The organism is Acinetobacter sp. YH16052, from assembly GCF_013417155.1.
Classification (GTDB): domain Bacteria; phylum Pseudomonadota; class Gammaproteobacteria; order Pseudomonadales; family Moraxellaceae; genus Acinetobacter.
This window is the reverse complement of sequence record NZ_VPEO01000001.1, coordinates 260615-281423: the sequence shown is the minus strand read 5'-3', so window position 1 is coordinate 281423 and position 20809 is coordinate 260615. Positions and strand designations below refer to the sequence as shown.

The window sequence follows — 20809 nt, the reverse complement described above, 5'->3', positions numbered from 1 at the left end:
ATTAATCGATTGTTCCGTTTCGACCAAACGATGGCAATTTAAAGCCAGGTTCTTTATGCATCCAGATATAGAAGGCACGACCTGTTAAGTTTTCTTCCGGAACAAGCCCCCAGAAACGACTGTCAGCACTCTGATCGCGATTATCCCCCATCGCAAAGTAATGACCTTCTGGTACTTTCACTTCCCAATATAAACCATTTTCACCTGAATATTTACCATTTTCCAAGTAGTTAATAAAAGGTGCCTGACGAGCGACATTCACGCCTTCCAGCTCACGCATGGTAAAGGTATGCTCACCCAGAGTTTCTTTATGGTAAATGGCATTTGGAGTATCTAAACGGTCTTTTTCGCGGCTAAATTTTACTGGAACTTTCGCTACTTTTTCACCATTAATGCTCAACTGGCCATGATCATAAACAATATGATCGCCTGGCAAGCCGACAATACGCTTGATATAACTGATGGTCGGTTGCGGTGGATAACGGAATACCGCCACATCACCACGTTCCGGACTGCCGGTATCAATAATTTTGGTATTGACCATAGGCAGTTTGATGCCATAGTCAAATTTATTCACCAGAATAAAATCGCCGGTTTCCAGCGTCGGCACCATCGAATCGGACGGAATATTAAAAGGTTCGTATAAAAAAGAACGCAGTACCAGCACGATGGCCAGCACCGGCCAAAAGTCATAAGCCCAGGTGATAATGAAATTCTCATGGCCCTTGCCCCGGGTTTGTCTTTGTTTCAAGACAAACTTGTCTAGCAACCACACTGCGACAAAAAACAGGGTCGCAGGCACAAGAATCAAATTAAAATCAAAATCCATGGGCTTATATCCTTATTATTTTAGCGTTCGACTTTTAATACGGCTAAGAACGCTTCTTGCGGGATTTCTACGCTACCCACCTGTTTCATGCGTTTCTTACCTTCTTTCTGTTTAGACAGAAGTTTTTTCTTACGTGACACGTCACCACCATAACACTTCGCCAATACGTTTTTACGCATCGCTTTTACAGTCGAACGTGCAATGATTTGTGCACCAATTGCCGCCTGAATCGCGACATCAAACATTTGACGTGGAATCAGGTCTTTCATTTTTTCAACCAGTGCAATACCACGATGACGCGCATCATTACGGTGGCAGATCATCGCCAAGGCATCAACTTTTTCGCCATTGATCAAGACATCTACTTTGACCAAAGATGAGCTTTCAAAACGGACAAAGTTATAGTCGAGTGATGCAAAACCACGTGAACAAGACTTCAATTTATCAAAGAAATCCATCACCACTTCGGCCATTGGAATCTCAAAGGTAATGGAAACCTGGTTCGCCATAAACTTCATGTCTTTTTGTACACCACGGCGCTCAACACATAACGTCATGACGTTACCCAAGTATTCTTGCGGTACCAGAATATGACACTCAGCAATCGGTTCACGTAAATCTTCAACCGTTGAACCATCCGGCATTTTGGATGGACTGTCGATATAAATCGTCTGACCATTCTTCATCACCGCTTCATAAATTACGGTTGGCGCAGAAGAAATTAGGTCAAGATCATACTCGCGTTCCAGACGCTCCTGTACGATTTCCATGTGCAGCATGCCCAAGAAACCACAGCGGAAACCAAAACCGAGCGCATCTGAACTTTCAGGTTCAAAGAACAAAGCCGAGTCATTGATTTGCAGCTTGTGCAATGCTTCACGGAAAGGTTCAAAATCGCTGGCATCAATCGGGAATAGACCAGCATAAACCTGTGGTTTCACCTTTTTAAAGCCCGGCAATGTTGCCACTTCAGGTGTGGTTGCCAAGGTAATCGTATCACCGACTGGCGCACCGAAAATATCTTTGATACCGGCAATGACAAAACCAACTTCACCCGCTTCCAGCATACCGATTTCAGTATGTTTCGGGTTAAAGATACCTACAGAAGTAATAATATGCGTTTGACCAGTTGATTTGATCAACATCTTGTCGCCTTTACGCACTCGACCCTGCTTGACCCGAACCAGAGAAACTACACCAAGGTAGTTATCAAACCATGAATCCACAATCAGCGCTTGTAATGGCGCTTCGCGATCACCCTCAGGTGCAGGAATTACATTGACCAGTGTTTCAAGCACACCTTCAATACCTAAACCTGTTTTTGCAGAACAGGTTGGCGCTTCTGTGGCTTCAATCCCGATAATGTCTTCAATTTCCTGAATGACACGTTCAGGTTCAGCTTGCGGCAAGTCGATCTTGTTCAGTACCGGAAGTACTTCCAGACCTTGTTCAATTGCGGTATAGCAGTTAGCAACAGACTGTGCTTCTACGCCCTGCGCAGCATCTACAACCAGCAAGGCACCTTCACAGGCAGCAAGGGAGCGTGAGACTTCATACGAAAAGTCGACGTGCCCCGGCGTATCAATAAAGTTCAACTGATACTCTTGACCATTAGGATGAGTATAGTACAAGGTTACCGAAGTGGCTTTAATGGTAATCCCACGTTCGCGCTCAAGCTCCATTGAGTCAAGGACTTGAGCCTGCATTTCACGATCTTGCAAACCGCCACAGGTTTGAATAAATCGATCCGCTAGAGTCGATTTACCGTGGTCAATGTGCGCAATAATCGAGAAGTTACGAATGTTTTTAATATCAACAGATTTTTTAGCTTGCGCCATGGGTTACCTTGAGAAAAAACACGCTATGTAATTTAAAAATATTACATAACAAAAGCCGAATAGAAATTGCGAAGGATTATAGCAGAATGGTGATCTAGAAAAAGAATTATATTTTTTCCTTTATTCCCTAGGTCGCGTACACCTCAGTCAGATGAAATCTGGATCACCATGATTAGAAAATAGCTCCCCAACTCCACTTCTTCATCAATATTATCAAAGTGTACTGATCAAACTGGAAAATGTTGCCTCATTAATCCAGATGTAAAGTTGAAAAATCAAAAGGATTTACATGTTCTGAAAGTGGCTGATAAGCCTGGGTAAAAGTTGGTGACATGCGTTTTGGGCGCCCTGTGGCCATTTCAATACAGGCCCATTGCGTACTTCCGGTAAATAACAGGGTTTGATCCTGTGGCCGATAGAATGCATATTGTCGAAATGAATACAGCGCGTTGATATCGTTGAGCCAGGTGCGCAGAATAATCTCGTCCCCCTCAAAAGCTGCCTTGCGATATTGCACCTGATGTTCAACTGCGACCATGGCATGTTTCAGCTCTACATATTGCTTGAGTCCCAAGCCCAGTTTTTCAATATGAGCTGATGCGACATCTTGCATCCATTGCACATAGACCACATTGTTCACATGACCCAAACCATCAATATGTTTGGCTTGTACCTTTAAAGAAAGATCAAAAATACCACTCACTTTGCTGTTATCCTTTCCATGATTTTAAGGCTATAGAGTCTACCGAATTTATCGCTGGGGTAAATTGCAAAAAATAAAAAACCGCTTATACAAGCGGTCTTTCACAAAAATCTAGCAATTTTATGAGATACGCATCCCGACCACCGCAAGCTGCCCCTGACGAATCAAAGTCACGCGCGCGATGCTACCCTTTTTCAGTTCAGACACCTCCTGCACAAACTGATTTGAATTCAGTACTGTCTGGTTATTAATTTGAGTGATCACATCATTCGGCATAATTCGTGCCTGTGCTGCAATACCACCCGGACGTACATCCTGAATCACCACACCGCCTTTGATTTCCAGACTCGCCAACTCTGCTGGACTTAAGTCACGAATTGAAACCCCGATCACTGGTCCTTTGTTTGGTTGAGCCTGTGTGCCTGCTTTTGCCGGAGTATCATCTGGTGCCGCACTTAAAGTCGCTGCAATACTACGACGTTTATCATCACGCAAGATTTCAAGTTGTACCTGCTGCTGAGGTGCAGTACGGTTCAGATAGTTCAACAGTTCACTGGTACGTGAAATTGGGGTACCGTTGTATTTCAAGATGACATCACTGGCACGCAGACCTGCACGTGCAGCCGGAGAGTTTGGTGCAACCTGAGTTACCAGAGAACCTTCTGGTTTAGGTAAGTTATAAGATTCGGCCAGGTTACGGTCGATATCCTGCAAACTTACACCCAGATAAGAACGCGTCACTTTACCATTCTTCTTCAGTTGATCTGCAACTTCCATTGCCACATCAATCGGAATCGAGAAGGACAAACCCATATACCCACCGGTTCCACTAAAGATCCGTGAGTTCACTCCAACCACTTCACCACGCTGGTTAAACAGAGGGCCACCGGAATTACCTGGGTTTAGAGCCACATCGGTCTGGATAAAAGGTACTGCAGTTTCACCCATCATATTCCGCATTTTGGCACTGACGATTCCGGCAGAAGCGGAATAATCAAAACCAAATGGCGAACCAATGGCGAGTACAGGCTCACCAACACGTAAGCGCCCCACATCACCCGTCCGTAATTCTGGGAAATTTGAACCATTTACCTTCAGCAAAGCTACGTCGGTACGTGCATCACTACCAACGACAGTGGCATCAATTTCACGGCGGTCATTCAAGGTAATTGTAACTTTGGAAGCATCCTCAACCACATGATGATTGGTCAGCAGATAACCATCTTTGCTGATAAAGAATGCACTGCCATAACCCGTCTTTTCCTGTGGCATACGCTGCTGCGGAATAATCACCTGATTGCCGAAAAAGCGACGAAGAATTTCCGGTACTTGTTGTTGTAAGAGCTCTTCTTCGCTCATTTTTTTAACGACATTGACACTGACCACCGCAGGACTGACCTGCTCGACCAGATTTGAAAAATCAACCGGCGTGACCGCCTGCAACTGTGCAGCACTCATGGTGAGGGTCGCTGCAAATAATCCTTTTTTTAAGTCTAGAATTTTCATATAAATTATTCACTCAAATTGTTGATAAATTTATGTAAATAGGTTTTATCACAAACACTTTAAAGTTTAAGTAATAATATGTTTCAAAACGTCGCTCTGGACAATATCTCATTATCAAAACCCTAAGTTAAGGCTTTGATTAATTTTTTTCATCAATAAATGAGCACTTCAACGCTTGCCTTTTGTACAAAAAAGCGCTGTTATTACCAAACTTTTTTAAAATTAGCTGATGGACATGTCTAATTTATCCCTTACCCATCAATTTGACGTCATTATTGTGGGCAGTGGCGGTGCTGGTTTGAGTTTAGCCTTATCGCTCCCAGATCATTTTAATATTGCAGTCTTGGCGAAATCCACCCTGACAGATGCCAGTACTTTTTATGCTCAAGGCGGCGTGGCTGCAGTCCTGGATGAAATGGATTCGATTGAACAGCATATTGATGACACCATGATTGCAGGCGCACAACTGTGTGAAATGGGTGCGGTTAAACAAACGGTAGAAGGTGGCAAACCCTCGGTTGATTTCCTGCTGAAACACGGTGTGCAATTTACCCTGGATGAACAGGAACAGTTACATCTCACCCGTGAAGGTGGTCATTCACAGCGCCGAATTATTCATGCGGCCGATGCCACGGGTCGTGCCATTTCCACTACTCTGGTACAACGCGCTCAAGAAAAACAGAATATTAAAATTTTTGAAAATTATATTGCGATTGACCTGATTTGTTCACAAAAGCTCGGTTTAGACGGCGATAATCGTGCGCTGGGTTTATATGTGCTGGATGAAAACACTGAGAAAGTGCATACCTTTTTAGCGCCATTTACCGCCCTTGCCTGTGGCGGTGCTATGAAAGCTTATCTTTACACCTCAAATCCGGATATTGCCACCGGTGATGGTATTGCCATGGCCTATCGTGCCGGCTGCCGGGTCGCCAATATGGAATTTAACCAGTTTCATCCGACCTGCCTGTATCATCCGCAAGCACGTTCTTTCCTGATCACTGAAGCAATGCGTGGTGAAGGCGCTTATCTGCGTCTGCCCGATGGTGAACGCTTTATGCTGCGTTTTGATGAACGAGCCGAACTCGCACCGCGTGATATTGTGGCACGTGCTATCGACTATGAAATCAAGCGTCTCGGTATACGTCATGTCTGGCTGGACATTACCCATAAAGATGAAAGCTTTGTCAAAGAGCATTTCCCTACCCTGTATGCCCGTCTGCTTGAACTAGGGATCGATATTACCAAAGACATGATTCCAGTTGTTCCGGCAGCCCATTATACTTGCGGTGGTGTTGTGGTCGATGAACATAGCCAGACAGATATTGCCGGACTCTATGCGATTGGGGAAACCTCTTATACTGGCCTGCATGGTGCTAACCGTATGGCCAGTAACTCACTTTTAGAATGTTTTGTCTATGGAATGAGTGCAGCCAAGCACATTCAGGAAAATTTCAAGGCCGATCAGCCAGCTCCTGCAGTTCCAGCTTGGGATGATTCTCAGGTGACCAACCCGGATGAGGATGTCGTGATTCTGCAAAACTGGGATGAGCTACGTCAGACCATGTGGAACTATGTTGGCATTGTCCGCACGACCAAACGCCTGGAACGTGCGCTACATCGTATTGAAATGCTGAAAAAAGAAATTACCGAGTACTATCAGGATTACCAGGTCAGCAAAAATCTGATCGAGCTGCGCAATCTGGTGCTGGTGTCCGAGATGATCGTGCGCTGCGCCATGCACCGTAAAGAATCTCGCGGTTTGCATTTCACCCTGGATTATCCCGAGCTGCTACCAGAATTACGCAAAACAGTCCTCGTCCCACCAAATTTTGAAGTGGAAACGCCTTTGGTGAATTGTTAAAAGTAGATGGAGATAACATCCTTGGATGATATCTCCTTTTCTTTTTAGATTTTTATCTGCTTAAAGGTAGCTTAGGCTATTTACAGTCAATCTTTTATATTTCAGATAATTAACGTTGTGGTGGAATTGAATATGTTCCGGTCACATGCGCCACAGGTTCATCCTGATCAATCGAATAAATCCAGACTTCTCCCACAATCAATGCTTTGCCCACCTTGATGAGCTTACACTCTCCCCGTATATCTGTTCCACCTGAAGGTTTACGTAAAAAATTGATATTCAAGTTAGTGGTCACAGCCAAACCAACCAATCCAATTTCACCCAGAATCGCGACATAAAGAGCAAAATCCGCCAAGGTCATCATGGTTGGGCCAGAAACTGTGCCGCCTGGGCGCAATTCTTCTGATCTCACCTGATAAAGCAGAGTGGCTCCACGCGGAGAAACGGCTTCAATCCGGCACTTCTCCAGACTTTGCGGAAATTCTTTTTGTAAAAATTGTTCTATCTCAGTTTTGGTCGTTTTCATATGATTAAAAAATCTTCTATATCAGTCTTAATATAGAAGATTCTTCACAAATAAACCTAGAGAAAAATTAAATAAAAAGTATTTTAATTCCAAGCTTATTTTAAATAACTTAAGGCCTGCTCAAATACCTGCTCAGGCGTTTGAGTTGCATCCAGACGTTTGATCCGTTCAGGATGACGTTGCCACAAGCTTTCATATCCTGCTCTCACTTTCTCAAAGAAAGTGACTTTTTCCTGTTCAAAGCGATCTAGCGCACCACGTTCGCGTGCTCGGTTCATCCCCAGTTCAATAGGCGCTTCTAACCAGAAGGTAATGTCCGGCATGCGTGCAACAAAGTGATCATTCAGTAACTGCAATTTTGTTTCACTCAGGCCCCGACCTGCACATTGATAGGCAAAGCTGGCATCGCTAAAACGGTCACACAGGACAATTTTCCCGGCTTCCAATGCAGGCAGAATCACTTGTGCCAGATGCTGGGCACGCGCCGCATACATCAATAACAGCTCGGTATCATGCGCCATGGTTTCTTCATGATTCACTGTCAACAATAGCGAACGAATCTGCTCAGCCATTGGGGTTCCACCCGGTTCACGAGTCAAAATGACATCTTTACCCTGTGCGATAAAATCTTCATAGATCGAACGAATGAGCGTGGTTTTACCTACACCTTCTGTGCCTTCAAAGCTAATAAACATACTCATTCCTTATTTTTCGAGCGTAAAGTCGTCAGATATTCCTGTACGGCTTTATTGTGGTCATTCAGATTGCTCGTGAACTTATGCCCACCATTGCCGGTAGCAACAAAATACAGATTGTCAGAATTATCTGGATGCATGGCTGCTTCAATGGCTTTCTTGCTTGGCAAGGCAATCGGCGTTGGCGGCAAACCTGAAATGGTATAGGTATTATACGGCGTCGGTGTGCGTAAATCCTTACGGGTAATATTGCCGTTATAGCTGTCACCCATTCCATAAATCACCGTTGGATCGGTCTGTAAACGCATGCCAATTTTTAAACGGCGTACAAACACCCCAGAAACCTGTTCCAATTCACGATCCACACTGGTCTCTTTTTCAACAATCGATGCCATGATCAGCGCGTCATATTTATTCTGATACGGCAAATCACTTGCACGTTTCGCCCACGCCTCATCCAATGCTTTCATCTGGCGTTGATACAGATTGGTCAGAATTTTACGGTCAGTTTCACCTTTGGCAAAGAAATAAGTATCCGGTGCAAACAGCCCTTCAGGATGTGAAAACGGAATATTGAGTTCTTTGAGTAATTGCGCAGTAGGCAGATGCAGCACTTCTTTAGTAACCAGATCATTTTTCTTCAGGGCATCAATCAGTTGCTTAAAGGTCGTTCCCTCAATTACCAGAATCCGGCTCATCTGTGCATTATCTGCATCGGAAATCATTTCCAAGACTTGACGGATGCTCATGCCCTGACGCACTTCATACACACCCGCTTTCATGGTGTCATGAATCATGATGCGCTGATACAGCTTGAGAATAATCGGGAAACTCACCTGACCTTCTGTGGCCAGACGATCAATAAAACCGGAATAGGTTTGACCAGATTCAATCGCGAGCAGCTGTTTTTTTCCTTCTACAGGATAATCCTTCCACAAACTGCTTTTCAGGATCAACGCCAAGATCAAAGCAATACCAATCAGGACTAAGGCAATTCCTTTGAAAGATGAGGAGAATCTCGCTTTATTTTTCTTTTTGGCTTTAGGTTTGGAAGCTGACATATTAAGACATCTGATTTAATCGAAGACGGTTAAAAAGTTCAATACAAGCATCGCCATCCAAGGCGCGCTGCTCAAATTGCGTGACAATTTTCATCGGGCTGAGTGCATTGCAGAAAAATAGGCTTTGAATATGGTTGATTTCATCCATATCGATACAGCGTTGCTGACAGGTAATTCCCTGATCTTGCATACGTTGTAGAATTTCTGCACGCATGACACCGAAGACGCCATTATAACGAAGTTCTGGCGTAATCCATGTATTGTTTATACGAATGAAACAATTACTGCTCACCCCTTCGACAACACCACCCTGTACATCTGTCACCATGGCCTCAGTCCAGCCACGTTGATCGGCTTCCTGTTTCAGTAAAACCTGTTCCAGACGGTTTAAGGTTTTTAGCCCGACCAGACTCGGCATCGTCAACCCTAATGCCTGCTGTAAGATGCCACTTTGAATCTGCTCAAACTTAAAATCCTGTACGGTTTGAGGATAATAAAACAGCCAGAGATCTGCGGGATGATCCGGCAAGCTATAACCACGCTGGCCAATTCCACGGCTCAGCACAATCTTTAATGTTCCATTCAGTTCACTTTCTGACTGCTGTAAAAGCTGTAAACTTTCTGCAATCAGATCAAGATTGGCATTCAGGCTTAATTTTTGATTGCTGATTTGCAAACGTGCCAGATGACGATCATATAATTCAATCCGGTTATGCCGAATCCGGGCCGTGGTAAAACAACCATCACCATAATGAAAGCCACGATCCAGCACATCTATATGGCTGACAGGTTGGGCATTTTTTAAATACAGCATATTTTGCAGCCTCTAAAATGAAAAATCGAGCAGTCAGAATCAGGCTTCACCTATATATCTTTTTTACTCACATCCAATTCTTTTTTAATTATTTTTTATGCAAAAAATCTCAAGCTATTCTTGCCCCATCTAACAAAAGCTAAAAAACTTGAGGCAAAAAATGAACACGCGTAAATTAAAAATCGGGGTACTGGCAGCGCTACTTTCAGCAAGCGCGTTGAGCGTCTCTGCAAAAGATTTCCTGAACGTGTCTTATGACCCGACTCGCGAATTGTACGACAACTTTAATAAAGAATTCAGTGCTTACTGGAAAAAAACCACAGGCCAGGAAGTCAATTATAAACAGTCACATGGCGGTTCAGGCAAACAGGCGCGTGCCGTGATTGATGGTCTGGATGCGGATGTCGTGACACTGGCACTGGCGGCAGATATTGATGAAATTGCAGAGCGCGGTTTGCTGCCGAAAGACTGGCAGAAGAAATTCCCGCAAAACTCGACGCCTTATACTTCGACGATTGTGTTTTTGGTACGTAAAGGCAATCCGAAAGGAATTAAAGACTGGGGTGATCTGGTTAAACTCGGCGTAGACATTATTACTCCGAACCCGAAAACCTCGGGTGGTGCGCGCTGGAATTATTTAGCCGCTTGGGCTTGGGCCAAACACCAGAAAGGTGGCAATGATGCCAAAGCACAAGACTTTGTCCGTCAAATCTACAAACAAACCAAAGTACTGGATTCGGGTGCACGTGGTGCCACGACGACTTTCGCTGAGCGCGGGATTGGGGATGTATTACTGGCTTGGGAAAATGAAGCGCATTTAGCTGTCCGCGAACAGCCAGGCAAATTTGAAATTATTACCCCTTCTCTGTCTATTCTGGCTGAACCACCGGTGGCGATTGTAGAAAAGAATGCCAAGAAAGATGGCAATGAACATCTGGCCAAAGCCTATTTGAATTATCTGTATTCACCTGCTGGACAGACTGTGGCTGCAAAGAACTTCTATCGTCCACGTAATGCGAATGTCTTGAAGCAGTACAGCAGTGTATTCAAATCATTAAAACTGGTGACCATCGATAAAGAGTTCGGTGGCTGGACCAAGGTTCAGAAACAGCATTTTGATAACGGCGGTGTGTTTGATCAGATTGTCAAAGCCAATCACGCAAAATAATACTTTAAATGCAGTTCATTATGGCCTTTATTCATAAGGCCATTCTTATTTCAAACACTTAAGAGCTTATTTATCTCTTTTTTTCATATAAAATTCATTTTTAATTATTTTTTATGCATAAAGAATAAGTTTATTCTGCGCTTATGTTACAGAACATATCAGAGATTCAGTCCAGATGAGCATTTCAAACACATTAAAACTTGGGGTTTTAGCAGCTGTTATCTCGGCAACCTCATTTGGTGCAGCAGCACGTGATTTTCTCAATGTATCCTATGATCCGACCCGTGAACTGTATGAAGATGTAAATAAGAATTTTGGCAAATATTGGGAAAGCCGTACCGGTCAAAAAATCAATTTCAAGCAATCGCATGGCGGTTCAGGCAAACAGGCACGTGCCGTGATTGATGGTCTGGATGCAGATATCGTAACGTTAGCATTGGCTGCCGATATTGATGTGCTGGCAGAAAAAGCTAAACTGTTACCTGCGGACTGGCAAAAGAAATTGCCGCAAAACTCGACGCCTTATACTTCAACCATCGTGTTCCTGGTGCGTAAAGGCAATCCGAAAGAGATTAAGGACTGGGGTGATCTGGTCAAACCGGGCGTAGCGATCATTACCCCAAACCCGAAAACTTCAGGCGGTGCACGCTGGAATTATCTGGCGGCTTGGGCTTGGGCCAAACATCAGGCGGGCGGCAACGATAAGACTGCGCAAGAATTTGTTCGTAAAATTTATAAAAATACCAAAGTTCTGGATTCCGGGGCACGTGGTTCAACCACGACCTTTGCTGAACGTGGCATTGGGGATGTTTTACTCGCATGGGAAAACGAAGCGCATTTAGCCCTTCGCGAACAGCCGGGCAAGTTTGAAATTATTACCCCTTCTCTGTCGATTCTGGCTGAGCCACCGGTGGCGATTGTAGAAAAAAATGCCAAGAAAAAAGGCAACCAGCACTTGGCTCAAGGTTATTTGAACTTCCTGTATTCGCCATTGGGTCAAGACCTGGCAGGTAAACATTATTATCGTCCACGTAATGCCAAAGTACTGGCCAAATACAGCCAAGTATTTAAGCCATTAAAACTGGTGACGGTTGATCAGGAATTTGGCGGCTGGAACAAAGTACAAAAGGCTCACTTTGAAAATGGTGGTGTATTTGACCAGATCGTTAAAGCCAACAGCGCGAAATAATTTTCCAAGCTGATTGATATAGGAGCATCGACATGATTCATACGCTTATCGTTCCTGGTGTAGGTGGCAGTGAATACAACCACTGGCAAACCTGCTTACAGCACCGGCTGATGCGATGCTCCCGTGTGCAGCAAAAGGACTGGAATCATCCGGTACTGGATATCTGGGTAGCAGAATTTGTCAAAACTCTGCAAGCCATTCCAGCAGAGGTTCAGATTGTCGCACACAGCTTTGGCTGTCTGACCAGTATTGCGGCCCTTGCCCGACATCCCGAACTCAATGCAAAAGTAAAAAATCTGCTATTGGTGGCACCAGCTAATCCGGCACGATTTGGGGAAAATGGTTTTTCGCGCGACAGTCAGACTGACTACAGCACCTATTTTCAACAGCTCAAGCTTCAGGTGCCCACCACGTTATTGATCAGTGAAAATGATCCCTGGTTAAGTTTTGAAGATGCCCACATACTGGCCCAAACCTGGAAAATCAAACCAATTAATCTGGGTGCAGTCGGTCATGTCAATGTCGCTTCTGGTTTTGGCCCTTTTCCTGAAATTGAACACTATTTGATTTCAGAAAACACTATGCCCCATATCAGCGAAGTTGATGATAGCAAGTATTATTTTAAATTTGCATTTTAGTCGCTGCAAACTATGCTTGTGCCAAATTTATTTTCTAATTTCGCTGGTTATTTTTAATCAGCATTCTCTCTTTTGAGGAGTAATCATGTCGCAGCGATCCCGAGTGCTGCCAGGATTTGGTCTTTCTCTAGGCTTTACCCTAGCGTATTTGTCATTAATCGTTTTGATCCCGCTGTCAGCTGTTTTTATTAAATCACTGGGCATTGGCTGGGATGGCTTATGGGAAATCCTGAGCTCTGAACGTATCTTGAAATCATTGCAGTTAAGTTTCACCGCGGCCATTGTCGCTGCACTGGTCAATGTAGTTTTTGGCCTGTTGCTGGCGTGGTGTCTGGTACGTTACAGCTTTCCGGGCAAACGCATAGTCGATGCTCTGGTAGATTTGCCATTTGCCTTGCCAACTGCAGTTGCGGGTATTGCCCTGACCTCTTTATATGCACCGACCGGCTGGATTGGTCAATATTTAGAACCGATTGGCATTCAAGTCGCTTATACCCCGATTGGTATTACACTGGCATTGATCTTTATTGGCCTGCCTTTTGTGGTGCGTACCGTCCAACCGGTACTGAGTGATCTGGAAACTGAACTGGAAGAAGCTGCATCTGCATTGGGTGCCAACCGTTTTCAGATTGTGACCAAAGTGATTTTTCCAATTCTTCTGCCTGCGCTGATCACTGGTTTTGCTTTGGCCTTTGCCCGTGGTGTCGGTGAGTATGGTTCGGTGATCTTTATTGCCGGTAACCAGCCTTTTGAAACGGAAATTGCACCCTTAATGATTATTTCTCGTTTAGAAGAATATGACTATGCTGGTGCAACCACGATTGCTGTCGTCATGCTACTGATTTCCTTCGTGATGCTATTCCTGATTAACTTATTACAGGCATGGGCCAGCCGTCGTACCGGGAGAACTGCGCGATGAGTTTAAATACCAACAGTAATGCGCTGGCTGAAAAGCTGCAATCCCGTGATGCAACCCGCGAACCGACTTGGGTACGCTATACACTGCTCACTATTGCCTTAATCTTCTTTTTAAGCTGCTTGATTCTGCCCTTGATTCTGGTTTTTGTTGAAGCGTTTAAACAAGGGGTTGGCGTTTATACACAGGCACTGGTGCATCCAGATACCTTGTCGGCAGTGAAACTTACCTTGCTGACGGCTGCAATCGCGGTACCGCTCAACGTCGTATTTGGTGTTGGGGCAGCCTGGTCTGTGGCGAAGTTTAACTTTCCAGGTAAATCATTCCTGACGACCATTATTGATCTCCCCTTCTCGGTTTCACCTGTGATCGCGGGTATGATGCTGGTGCTGATTTTCGGTACCCAAGGCTGGATGGGATCTTGGCTGATGGATCATGATATCAAGATCCTTTATGCGGTGCCTGCAATTGTCTTGGCGACTATCTTCATTACTGTACCTTTTGTTGCACGTGAGTTGATTCCGTTAATGGAAGCACAAGGCACCGAAGAAGAAGAAGCTGCGATTGTACTCGGTGCGTCTGGCTGGCAGACTTTCTGGAAAGTGACCCTGCCCAATATCAAATGGGGTCTGATCTACGGCGTGATTCTATGTAATGCGCGGGCCATGGGTGAATTTGGTGCGGTGTCGGTGGTTTCCGGCCATATCCGTGGTGAAACCAATACCTTGCCGCTACACGTCGAAATTCTTTATAACGAATATACCTTTAGTGCTGCGTTTGCCGTGTCTTCGCTTCTGGCTCTCCTCGCAATTGTGACCCTGATTTTAAAAACATGGGTGGAACTGCGCCAGGAAAAACAAGACAAACGTAATGAAGATTCAACAGTTTCCTAAGGAATGCCCACATGAGTATTCAAGTACAAAATATTGAAAAACACTTTGGTGCATTCCACGCACTAAAAAACATTTCGCTGGATTTCCCAGATGGTCAACTGGTCGCACTTCTTGGCCCATCCGGCTGTGGTAAAACCACTTTGCTACGGATTATTGCCGGTCTGGAATCTGCGGATGGCGGTCAGGTGATTTTAGAAGGTCAGGATGCCACCAATGTACATGTACGGGAGCGTGAAGTTGGCTTTGTATTCCAGCACTATGCCCTATTCCGCCATATGACGGTATTTGACAATATTGCCTTTGGTTTGCGTGTGCGTCCGCGTAAAACCCGTCCATCGGAAGCAGAAATCAAGAAACGTGTGACTCGTTTGCTCGACTTGGTTCAGCTTGGTTTCCTGGCTGACCGATATCCAGCTCAACTTTCTGGTGGTCAGCGCCAGCGTATTGCCCTTGCACGTGCTTTGGCAGTTGAACCGCGTGTATTATTACTGGATGAACCTTTCGGTGCACTGGATGCCAAAGTCCGTAAGGAGCTACGTCGCTGGTTACGTACCCTGCATGACGAATTGCATATCACCTCGATCTTTGTAACCCATGATCAGGAAGAAGCACTCGAAGTTGCAGATCAGATCGTAGTAATGAACAAAGGCAATGTGGAACAGATCGGATCTCCACGTGAAGTCTATGAAACCCCGAAAACTCCATTTGTATTCGACTTTTTGGGTCAGGCGAACCGTTTTGAAGGTCAGAACCATGGCGGCCTCATCCAGCTCGGTGAAGACCGCATTCAATTCGAGGGTGCAAAAAATGCCGCTCAAGGTGAAGTGATTTTATTCGCGCGCCCAGATGAGCTACGCATTCATGCACAGCCACACGACAATGCCATTCAAGCGACCTTCATTCGTGAATTATGGATCGCGGGTAAAGTCGTTGCAGAGCTAAATGACCGTCAAGGCAACCTGATCGAAATTTTACTAACACCTGATGAAGCGAGAGCGCATCAATTCCGCCCAAATCAAACCGTGTGGTTAAGTGCGGTGAATTTGCATTTATTTGAAAACCAGGTCGCTTAAGATCAAAAGATGGGGCTTTAAAATGCCCCATCCTCTTCTAGGGTAAGAGAATTATGAATTTCCAACAATTAAGAATTATACGAGAAACGGTTAGACAAAACTTTAATTTAACTGAAGCTTCTGCTGCGCTTTATACTTCACAGTCCGGGGTAAGTAAGCATATTAAAGATCTGGAAGATGAACTGGGGGTGCAGTTATTTATCCGTAAAGGTAAACGTCTACTGGGCTTAACCGAACCAGGTCAGGCACTTTTAGGCATTGTGGAACGCATGCTGGTCGATGCCGACAATATCAAACGTCTGGCCGATGATTTCAATAAAGTCGATGAAGGCACATTGACGATTGCCACGACGCATACCCAGGCGCGTTATGTGTTGCCACCAATTGTCAGCCAATTCAAAAAAGAATTCCCTAAAGTACATTTGATTTTGCAACAGGCCAGCCCGATTGAAATCACGGAAATGCTACTGCAAGGTCAAGCGGATATCGGTATTGCGACCGAAGCACTCACCACTGAAGATAATCTGGCCAGCGTACCTTACTATAACTGGCAACACAGTATTATTACCCCGCAGAATCATCCACTGGCAAGCAAAGAACACGTGCTCATCGAAGATCTGGCGCACTACCCGATTATTACCTATCATGGTGGTTTTACCGGTCGCTCCAAGATTGATACCGCCTTTGAAGAAGCTGGTTTTGATGTAGATATTGTGATGTCCGCGCTTGATGCCGATGTCATCAAGACCTATGTAGAAATGAATATGGGCATCGGCATTGTCAACGATGTGGCCTATGACCCGGAGCGTGATTACCGTTTAAAGCAGATTGAAACCGATATTTTCGGCATAAATACCACTTGGATTGCAGTGCGTAAAGGTCATTTACTGCGAGGTTATGGCTACGAGTTTATTTCACTCTGTTCCCCAGACGCAGATATTAAGGCACTGAAAAAAGTGGCTTATCCAGACGAATAAATTGCAGTATTTTAAGTTTTTAATCAAAGAGGCTACATCGCCTCTTTTTTATTTTTTGAGTAGATAAAGAATATAAATATCAAGCATAATCACGTGCATAATAAATTGAATTATACCAAGATGATTAATCATAAATTTGCTCTTTTCTGCATGGGGTTGTTTTTCTCTGAGTCAGGTTATGCAGCAGCGTTTGAACAATCTGGTCAGTCCATTCAATCTTTTTTTGAAGAAAATCATTATGCTGAAGTTTCTCTAGCTTGGGTCCGCCCTGATATCAGCGGTCAGGTACAACATACCGAAGAGCTGCAACAATTAGGCATCACTGATTTTTCTACAGGAAATCTTACCCATAGCGAATGGGTTTCCAATGCCGCATTAAAAGTCCAATTGAATCCTCAAATGTCGTGGGGACTGATTTACGATCAGCCTTATTCTATAGATATCGCTTATCATTATGATCCTGTTTTTGCAGGTGCAACACTTCCAATTGAGGCTGCTACCATTCAGTTTAAGAGTCATAATTTGACCTCATTAATTGGCTTTCAACCAGACGATGACTGGAATTTTTATACAGGACTAAGTTATCAAAGCTTAGAGGGAAATTTATATTTAGCCGGGCAGACATTTTATATATTCAATGGGTATCAGGTCACATTTGAACGAGATCCCGCTTGGGGCTGGCTTGCTGGAATCAGTTATCAGATTCCAGAATATTTTTTTAGAACCGCACTGACCTATCGTTCTGCAATCACTCATCACAATAAAACCACTGAATCGATTGTTTTAGGTACGAATCCAGCACCTTATACAGAAATTCAAACTCCTCAGTCAGTGAATCTGGATTTTCAGACAGCTTTAACTGATCAAAATGCGCTCTATGGCACACTGCGTTGGTCGAACTGGCAAAATTTTGTCATTCAGCCGCCTAAATTTGGCGCTGTAATTGACTATGCGGCCTTACAGTTCCCTGAAGTAAAACCTTTTAGAATGATTGATTATCGTAAAGATCAATGGTCTGGAAAAATCGGACTTGCCCATCAATGGCCATCTTTTGGCATAAATTCTATCGAACTTTTATGGGATTCTGGTACAGGAAATTCAGCTTCAACCCTGAATCCGAGTGATGGCTATTGGGGCATCGGACTAGGTCATCTTTATAAGATTCAAGAAACCTGGGATATTGCTACAGGACTATATTATTTAAAGTTTCAAAAACCTGAAATTTCTTCATCCGCACCTATTACGCCACAGATTGCAGGTTTATCTGCAGTTTCTGAAAATAGTGCTTTGATCGCAGGCTTGAAACTGGGTTATCACTTTTAAAATTGTTCTAAAAAATAAAAAAACGGGCCGAAGCCCGTTTTTTTTTATATAGCTAAAATTTAGAAGCGGAAGCTGACACCCAGTTTTGCGACTGGTAGCCATTCGTATTCATTGTCGTTACGAATTTCGTTTTCTTCATTACGTAAGGCAGTATCAAAATCTGGAATATCTGGATTAGTAGAATCTACAGCTATAAAGTTACCAGTAGATGCTAAATTGACGCGTGGATTACCATTGTAGTAGGCACCGATTTCACCAAATACACCCCAACGATTAGTAATTGCTGGTGAGAAACCAATCCCTACATAAGGTGCGATATTGTTTTTGTAAGATAAATCTCCTGTCACACGCCCAGTAGTTCCACCTACTGTTTCATAACGATTACCATCAACAGTAATAATACCATCAGCACCTGTACGACTTTCTAACCCATAATCATTGTCAATATAACCTACGCCTGCTGCCATATAGAACCAGTTCGCCCAAGGACGGATTTCAGCATTTAAATAGGTCAGGTTATTGTCCATATCCAGGTCATATTTAGTCCCATTTACTGAGATATCATCAGACCAAGAGATGTCACCACCGTTATAACCTAAAGTCACGCCAACATATGGATTGGCATTCCAAGAAATTGCACCACCATAACCGGTAGTACCGACTTCAGCACGAACAGCTGCGGGTTTAAAGAAAGAGAAAGATGCTACACCTTCATCTGTTACGATCGTTTCATCAGCAGCCATGACAGATCCAGCTGTGGCAGCTAGAACGGATACTGCTAAAAGTTGATATAAAGCTTTCATTATTTCTCTCCTCAAAAGAACTTTTTTTTCATCATTAGTTATTCGTGATGAGCTCAATATAAAGGACTTAAAAAATATTTTTTATTCACATTTTGCTCATCTTTTGTTATTTTTTGATACAAATTAATTTTTCTTGTTCAGAACCAAGCGTTTTCTAACACTTCTCCTACATTTCAACATAATGAAAAAGTACACTTATCACTTTAATAATTTCACGCTTTCTACACTTTTGGTTATTTTTCATCTATTTTTAGTGCTTTCAACTATTTTTCCTGCAATATAGTGTAAAATCTAGAAAATTTTTTTCTGGAAGGAAGATCATGTCGCAGCTTTCAACAATCATTGAACAAGCGTTTGAAGACCGTGCGAATTTTACAGCTGCAGATTGCTCTGCTGAAATCCGTCAAGCAGTTGAGGAAGTAATTGCTGGTCTAGACAATGGTACTTTACGTGTTGCTGAAAAAATCGATGGTGAATGGGTTGTTCATCAATGGATTAAAAAAGCGGTATTGTTATCATTTAAATTAAACGACAACAAACCAATGGAAGCTTGTGATCTTCGTTTCTATGACAAAGTAGAGACTAAATTCTCAGGTTGGACTGAAGAACAATTCAAGGCTGCTGGCGTACGTGTTGTACCGCCTGCTGTTGCACGTAAAGGTTCTTTCCAGGCTAAAGGCGTGATCTTGATGCCTTCTTATGTCAACATTGGTGCTTATGTAGATGAAGGCACGATGGTTGATACTTGGGCAACTGTAGGTTCATGTGCACAAATCGGTAAAAATGTTCACTTGTCAGGTGGTGTAGGTATTGGTGGTGTACTTGAACCGCTTCAAGCGAATCCAACCATTATTGAAGATAACTGCTTTATCGGTGCACGTTCTGAAATCGTTGAAGGCGTAATCGTTGAAGAAGGTTCTGTGATTTCAATGGGCGTATTCATTGGTCAATCAACCAAGATTTATGACCGTGCCACTGGCGAAATCCACTACGGCCGTGTACCAGCAGGTTCTGTCGTTGTTGCGGGTAGCCTTCCGTCTAAATGCGGTACTTACAGCTTGTATGCTGCCATCATCGTGAAAAAAGTTGATGCACAAACTCGTTCTAAAACAAGCCTGAACGATCTATTACGCGAAGATTAAGATGTCTTAACTTAGAGGACACATTCGTGTTCCTCGGAGCCTCAACCGCTCCTCGTCTCTACGATTAGTAATAATCGTAGGGATTTTTATTTTTATACCCGGTTATTTATTTCTCATTGGTTAGTTTTGTTATGAATACGCTTCGATCTTCCGCAATTCCTGTCTCTGATCCATCTGCGGGTTTACGCATTACGGAGATTTTCTATTCATTGCAAGGTGAAGCCAATGCCGCAGGACTACCAACGGTATTTATCCGTTTAACCGGTTGCCCATTACGTTGTAGCTATTGTGATACCACCTATTCCTTTGAAGGCGGTGAGCGTCAGTCTCTGGACGATATTATCCAGGCCACGCTTGATTTTAAAACCCCTTATGTCTGTGTGACCGGCGGTGAACCACTGGCACAACCGAATGCCCTACCCCTGATGCAGCGACTTGCAGATTTAGGATGTCAGGTTTCACTTGAAACCAGTGGCGCTTTAGATGTGTCCAAAGTGGATTCACGTGTTTCCAAAGTTTTAGATTTAAAAACACCAAATTCAGGTGAAGTTGCACGGAATTTGCTTGCTAATCTCGATCATTTAACTGCACATGATCAAATCAAGTTCGTAATATGCAATCGTGAAGATTATGAATGGTCAAAACAACAACTTGAACAGTACCAACTTCAAGACAAAGTGAGTACAGTTTGGTTTTCGCCTGCATTTGCGGTCGAAAAAGGTGCGGTTCGTTTACCGCCACTGGCACGTGATTTGGCTCAGTGGATTTTAGAAGACCATCTCCCTGTTCGTTTCCAGTTACAGCTGCACAAGTTGTTATGGAATGATGAAACTGGTCGTTAATTTTTTGTA

General features: G+C 43.7%; 20 protein-coding genes. 11 read left to right on the top strand and 9 right to left on the bottom strand.

What is annotated here, in order from left to right:
• Window position 1: 1 nt before the first annotated feature.
• The 4 genes from lepB to FTV42_RS01300 all read right to left on the bottom strand — a co-directional run bounded on the left by lepB (window position 2) and on the right by FTV42_RS01300 (window position 4876).
• Complete coding sequence (gene lepB / locus FTV42_RS01315) at window positions 2-829, bottom strand: signal peptidase I (protein ID WP_180037170.1); 828 nt, start codon at window positions 827-829, stop codon at window positions 2-4.
• Window positions 830-849: 20 nt separating this feature from the next.
• Entirely contained in the window at window positions 850-2667 is a 1818-nt protein-coding gene (gene lepA / locus FTV42_RS01310; protein ID WP_180037169.1) for a translation elongation factor 4, read from the bottom strand.
• A gap of 250 nt (window positions 2668-2917) precedes the next feature.
• Complete coding sequence (locus tag FTV42_RS01305) at window positions 2918-3370, bottom strand: thioesterase family protein (RefSeq protein ID WP_180037168.1); 453 nt, start codon at window positions 3368-3370, stop codon at window positions 2918-2920.
• A gap of 120 nt (window positions 3371-3490) precedes the next feature.
• Window positions 3491-4876 (bottom strand): Do family serine endopeptidase, encoded by a 1386-nt coding sequence (locus FTV42_RS01300; RefSeq protein WP_005247518.1) that lies wholly within the window; start codon window positions 4874-4876, stop codon window positions 3491-3493.
• A 229-nt stretch (window positions 4877-5105) separates the two neighbouring features.
• Here FTV42_RS01300 and nadB point away from each other — a divergent pair, with 229 nt between their 5' ends.
• Window positions 5106-6740, top strand: a complete 1635-nt coding sequence (nadB, locus tag FTV42_RS01295; protein ID WP_180037167.1) for an L-aspartate oxidase — start codon at window positions 5106-5108, stop codon at window positions 6738-6740.
• A gap of 109 nt (window positions 6741-6849) precedes the next feature.
• On the opposite strand, the gene FTV42_RS01290 is transcribed toward nadB, so the two are convergent.
• From FTV42_RS01290 to pabC, 4 genes are all read right to left on the bottom strand, one after another.
• Window positions 6850-7266, bottom strand: a complete 417-nt coding sequence (locus FTV42_RS01290) for a PaaI family thioesterase (protein WP_180037166.1) — start codon at window positions 7264-7266, stop codon at window positions 6850-6852.
• Between the two features lie 95 nt (window positions 7267-7361).
• Window positions 7362-7961 (bottom strand): dTMP kinase, encoded by a 600-nt coding sequence (tmk, locus tag FTV42_RS01285; protein WP_180037165.1) that lies wholly within the window; start codon window positions 7959-7961, stop codon window positions 7362-7364.
• Window positions 7962-7963: 2 nt separating this feature from the next.
• A complete protein-coding gene (gene mltG / locus FTV42_RS01280; protein ID WP_180037164.1) occupies window positions 7964-9022 on the bottom strand; it encodes an endolytic transglycosylase MltG in 1059 nt (352 codons plus the stop codon).
• 1 nt (window position 9023) lies between these two features.
• Complete coding sequence (pabC, locus tag FTV42_RS01275; RefSeq protein ID WP_180037163.1) at window positions 9024-9836, bottom strand: aminodeoxychorismate lyase; 813 nt, start codon at window positions 9834-9836, stop codon at window positions 9024-9026.
• Between the two features lie 160 nt (window positions 9837-9996).
• Here pabC and FTV42_RS01270 point away from each other — a divergent pair, with 160 nt between their 5' ends.
• From FTV42_RS01270 to FTV42_RS01235, 8 genes are all read left to right on the top strand, one after another.
• Window positions 9997-11004, top strand: a complete 1008-nt coding sequence (locus FTV42_RS01270; protein WP_180037162.1) for a sulfate ABC transporter substrate-binding protein — start codon at window positions 9997-9999, stop codon at window positions 11002-11004.
• A gap of 175 nt (window positions 11005-11179) precedes the next feature.
• Window positions 11180-12193, top strand: a complete 1014-nt coding sequence (locus FTV42_RS01265; protein WP_004731673.1) for a sulfate ABC transporter substrate-binding protein — start codon at window positions 11180-11182, stop codon at window positions 12191-12193.
• A gap of 32 nt (window positions 12194-12225) precedes the next feature.
• On the top strand, window positions 12226-12831 hold the full coding sequence (locus FTV42_RS01260; protein WP_180037161.1) for an alpha/beta hydrolase: 606 nt from the start codon (window positions 12226-12228) through the stop codon (window positions 12829-12831).
• Window positions 12832-12916: 85 nt separating this feature from the next.
• A complete protein-coding gene (cysT, locus tag FTV42_RS01255) occupies window positions 12917-13750 on the top strand; it encodes a sulfate ABC transporter permease subunit CysT (RefSeq protein ID WP_004279076.1) in 834 nt (277 codons plus the stop codon).
• A complete protein-coding gene (cysW, locus tag FTV42_RS01250; protein ID WP_180037160.1) occupies window positions 13747-14640 on the top strand; it encodes a sulfate ABC transporter permease subunit CysW in 894 nt (297 codons plus the stop codon). The genes cysT and cysW overlap by 4 nt, the downstream gene beginning before the upstream one ends.
• Before the next feature lie 11 nt (window positions 14641-14651).
• A complete protein-coding gene (locus tag FTV42_RS01245; RefSeq protein ID WP_004279078.1) occupies window positions 14652-15713 on the top strand; it encodes a sulfate/molybdate ABC transporter ATP-binding protein in 1062 nt (353 codons plus the stop codon).
• Window positions 15714-15766: 53 nt separating this feature from the next.
• On the top strand, window positions 15767-16690 hold the full coding sequence (locus FTV42_RS01240; protein ID WP_180037159.1) for a CysB family HTH-type transcriptional regulator: 924 nt from the start codon (window positions 15767-15769) through the stop codon (window positions 16688-16690).
• Between the two features lie 93 nt (window positions 16691-16783).
• The gene (locus FTV42_RS01235) at window positions 16784-18013 is read left to right on the top strand and encodes an outer membrane protein transport protein (RefSeq protein ID WP_180037158.1); all 1230 of its coding nucleotides are present in this window, start codon (window positions 16784-16786) and stop codon (window positions 18011-18013) included.
• 59 nt (window positions 18014-18072) lie between these two features.
• On the opposite strand, the gene carO is transcribed toward FTV42_RS01235, so the two are convergent.
• Entirely contained in the window at window positions 18073-18816 is a 744-nt protein-coding gene (carO, locus tag FTV42_RS01230; protein ID WP_180037157.1) for an ornithine uptake porin CarO, read from the bottom strand.
• A 320-nt stretch (window positions 18817-19136) separates the two neighbouring features.
• Between carO and dapD the strand changes: the two genes are divergently transcribed.
• Together dapD and queE are read left to right on the top strand one after the other, a co-directional pair.
• On the top strand, window positions 19137-19958 hold the full coding sequence (gene dapD, locus FTV42_RS01225) for a 2,3,4,5-tetrahydropyridine-2,6-dicarboxylate N-succinyltransferase (protein ID WP_004645637.1): 822 nt from the start codon (window positions 19137-19139) through the stop codon (window positions 19956-19958).
• A 131-nt stretch (window positions 19959-20089) separates the two neighbouring features.
• Entirely contained in the window at window positions 20090-20800 is a 711-nt protein-coding gene (gene queE / locus FTV42_RS01220; protein ID WP_180037156.1) for a 7-carboxy-7-deazaguanine synthase QueE, read from the top strand.
• The last annotated feature ends 9 nt before the right edge of the window (window positions 20801-20809 follow it).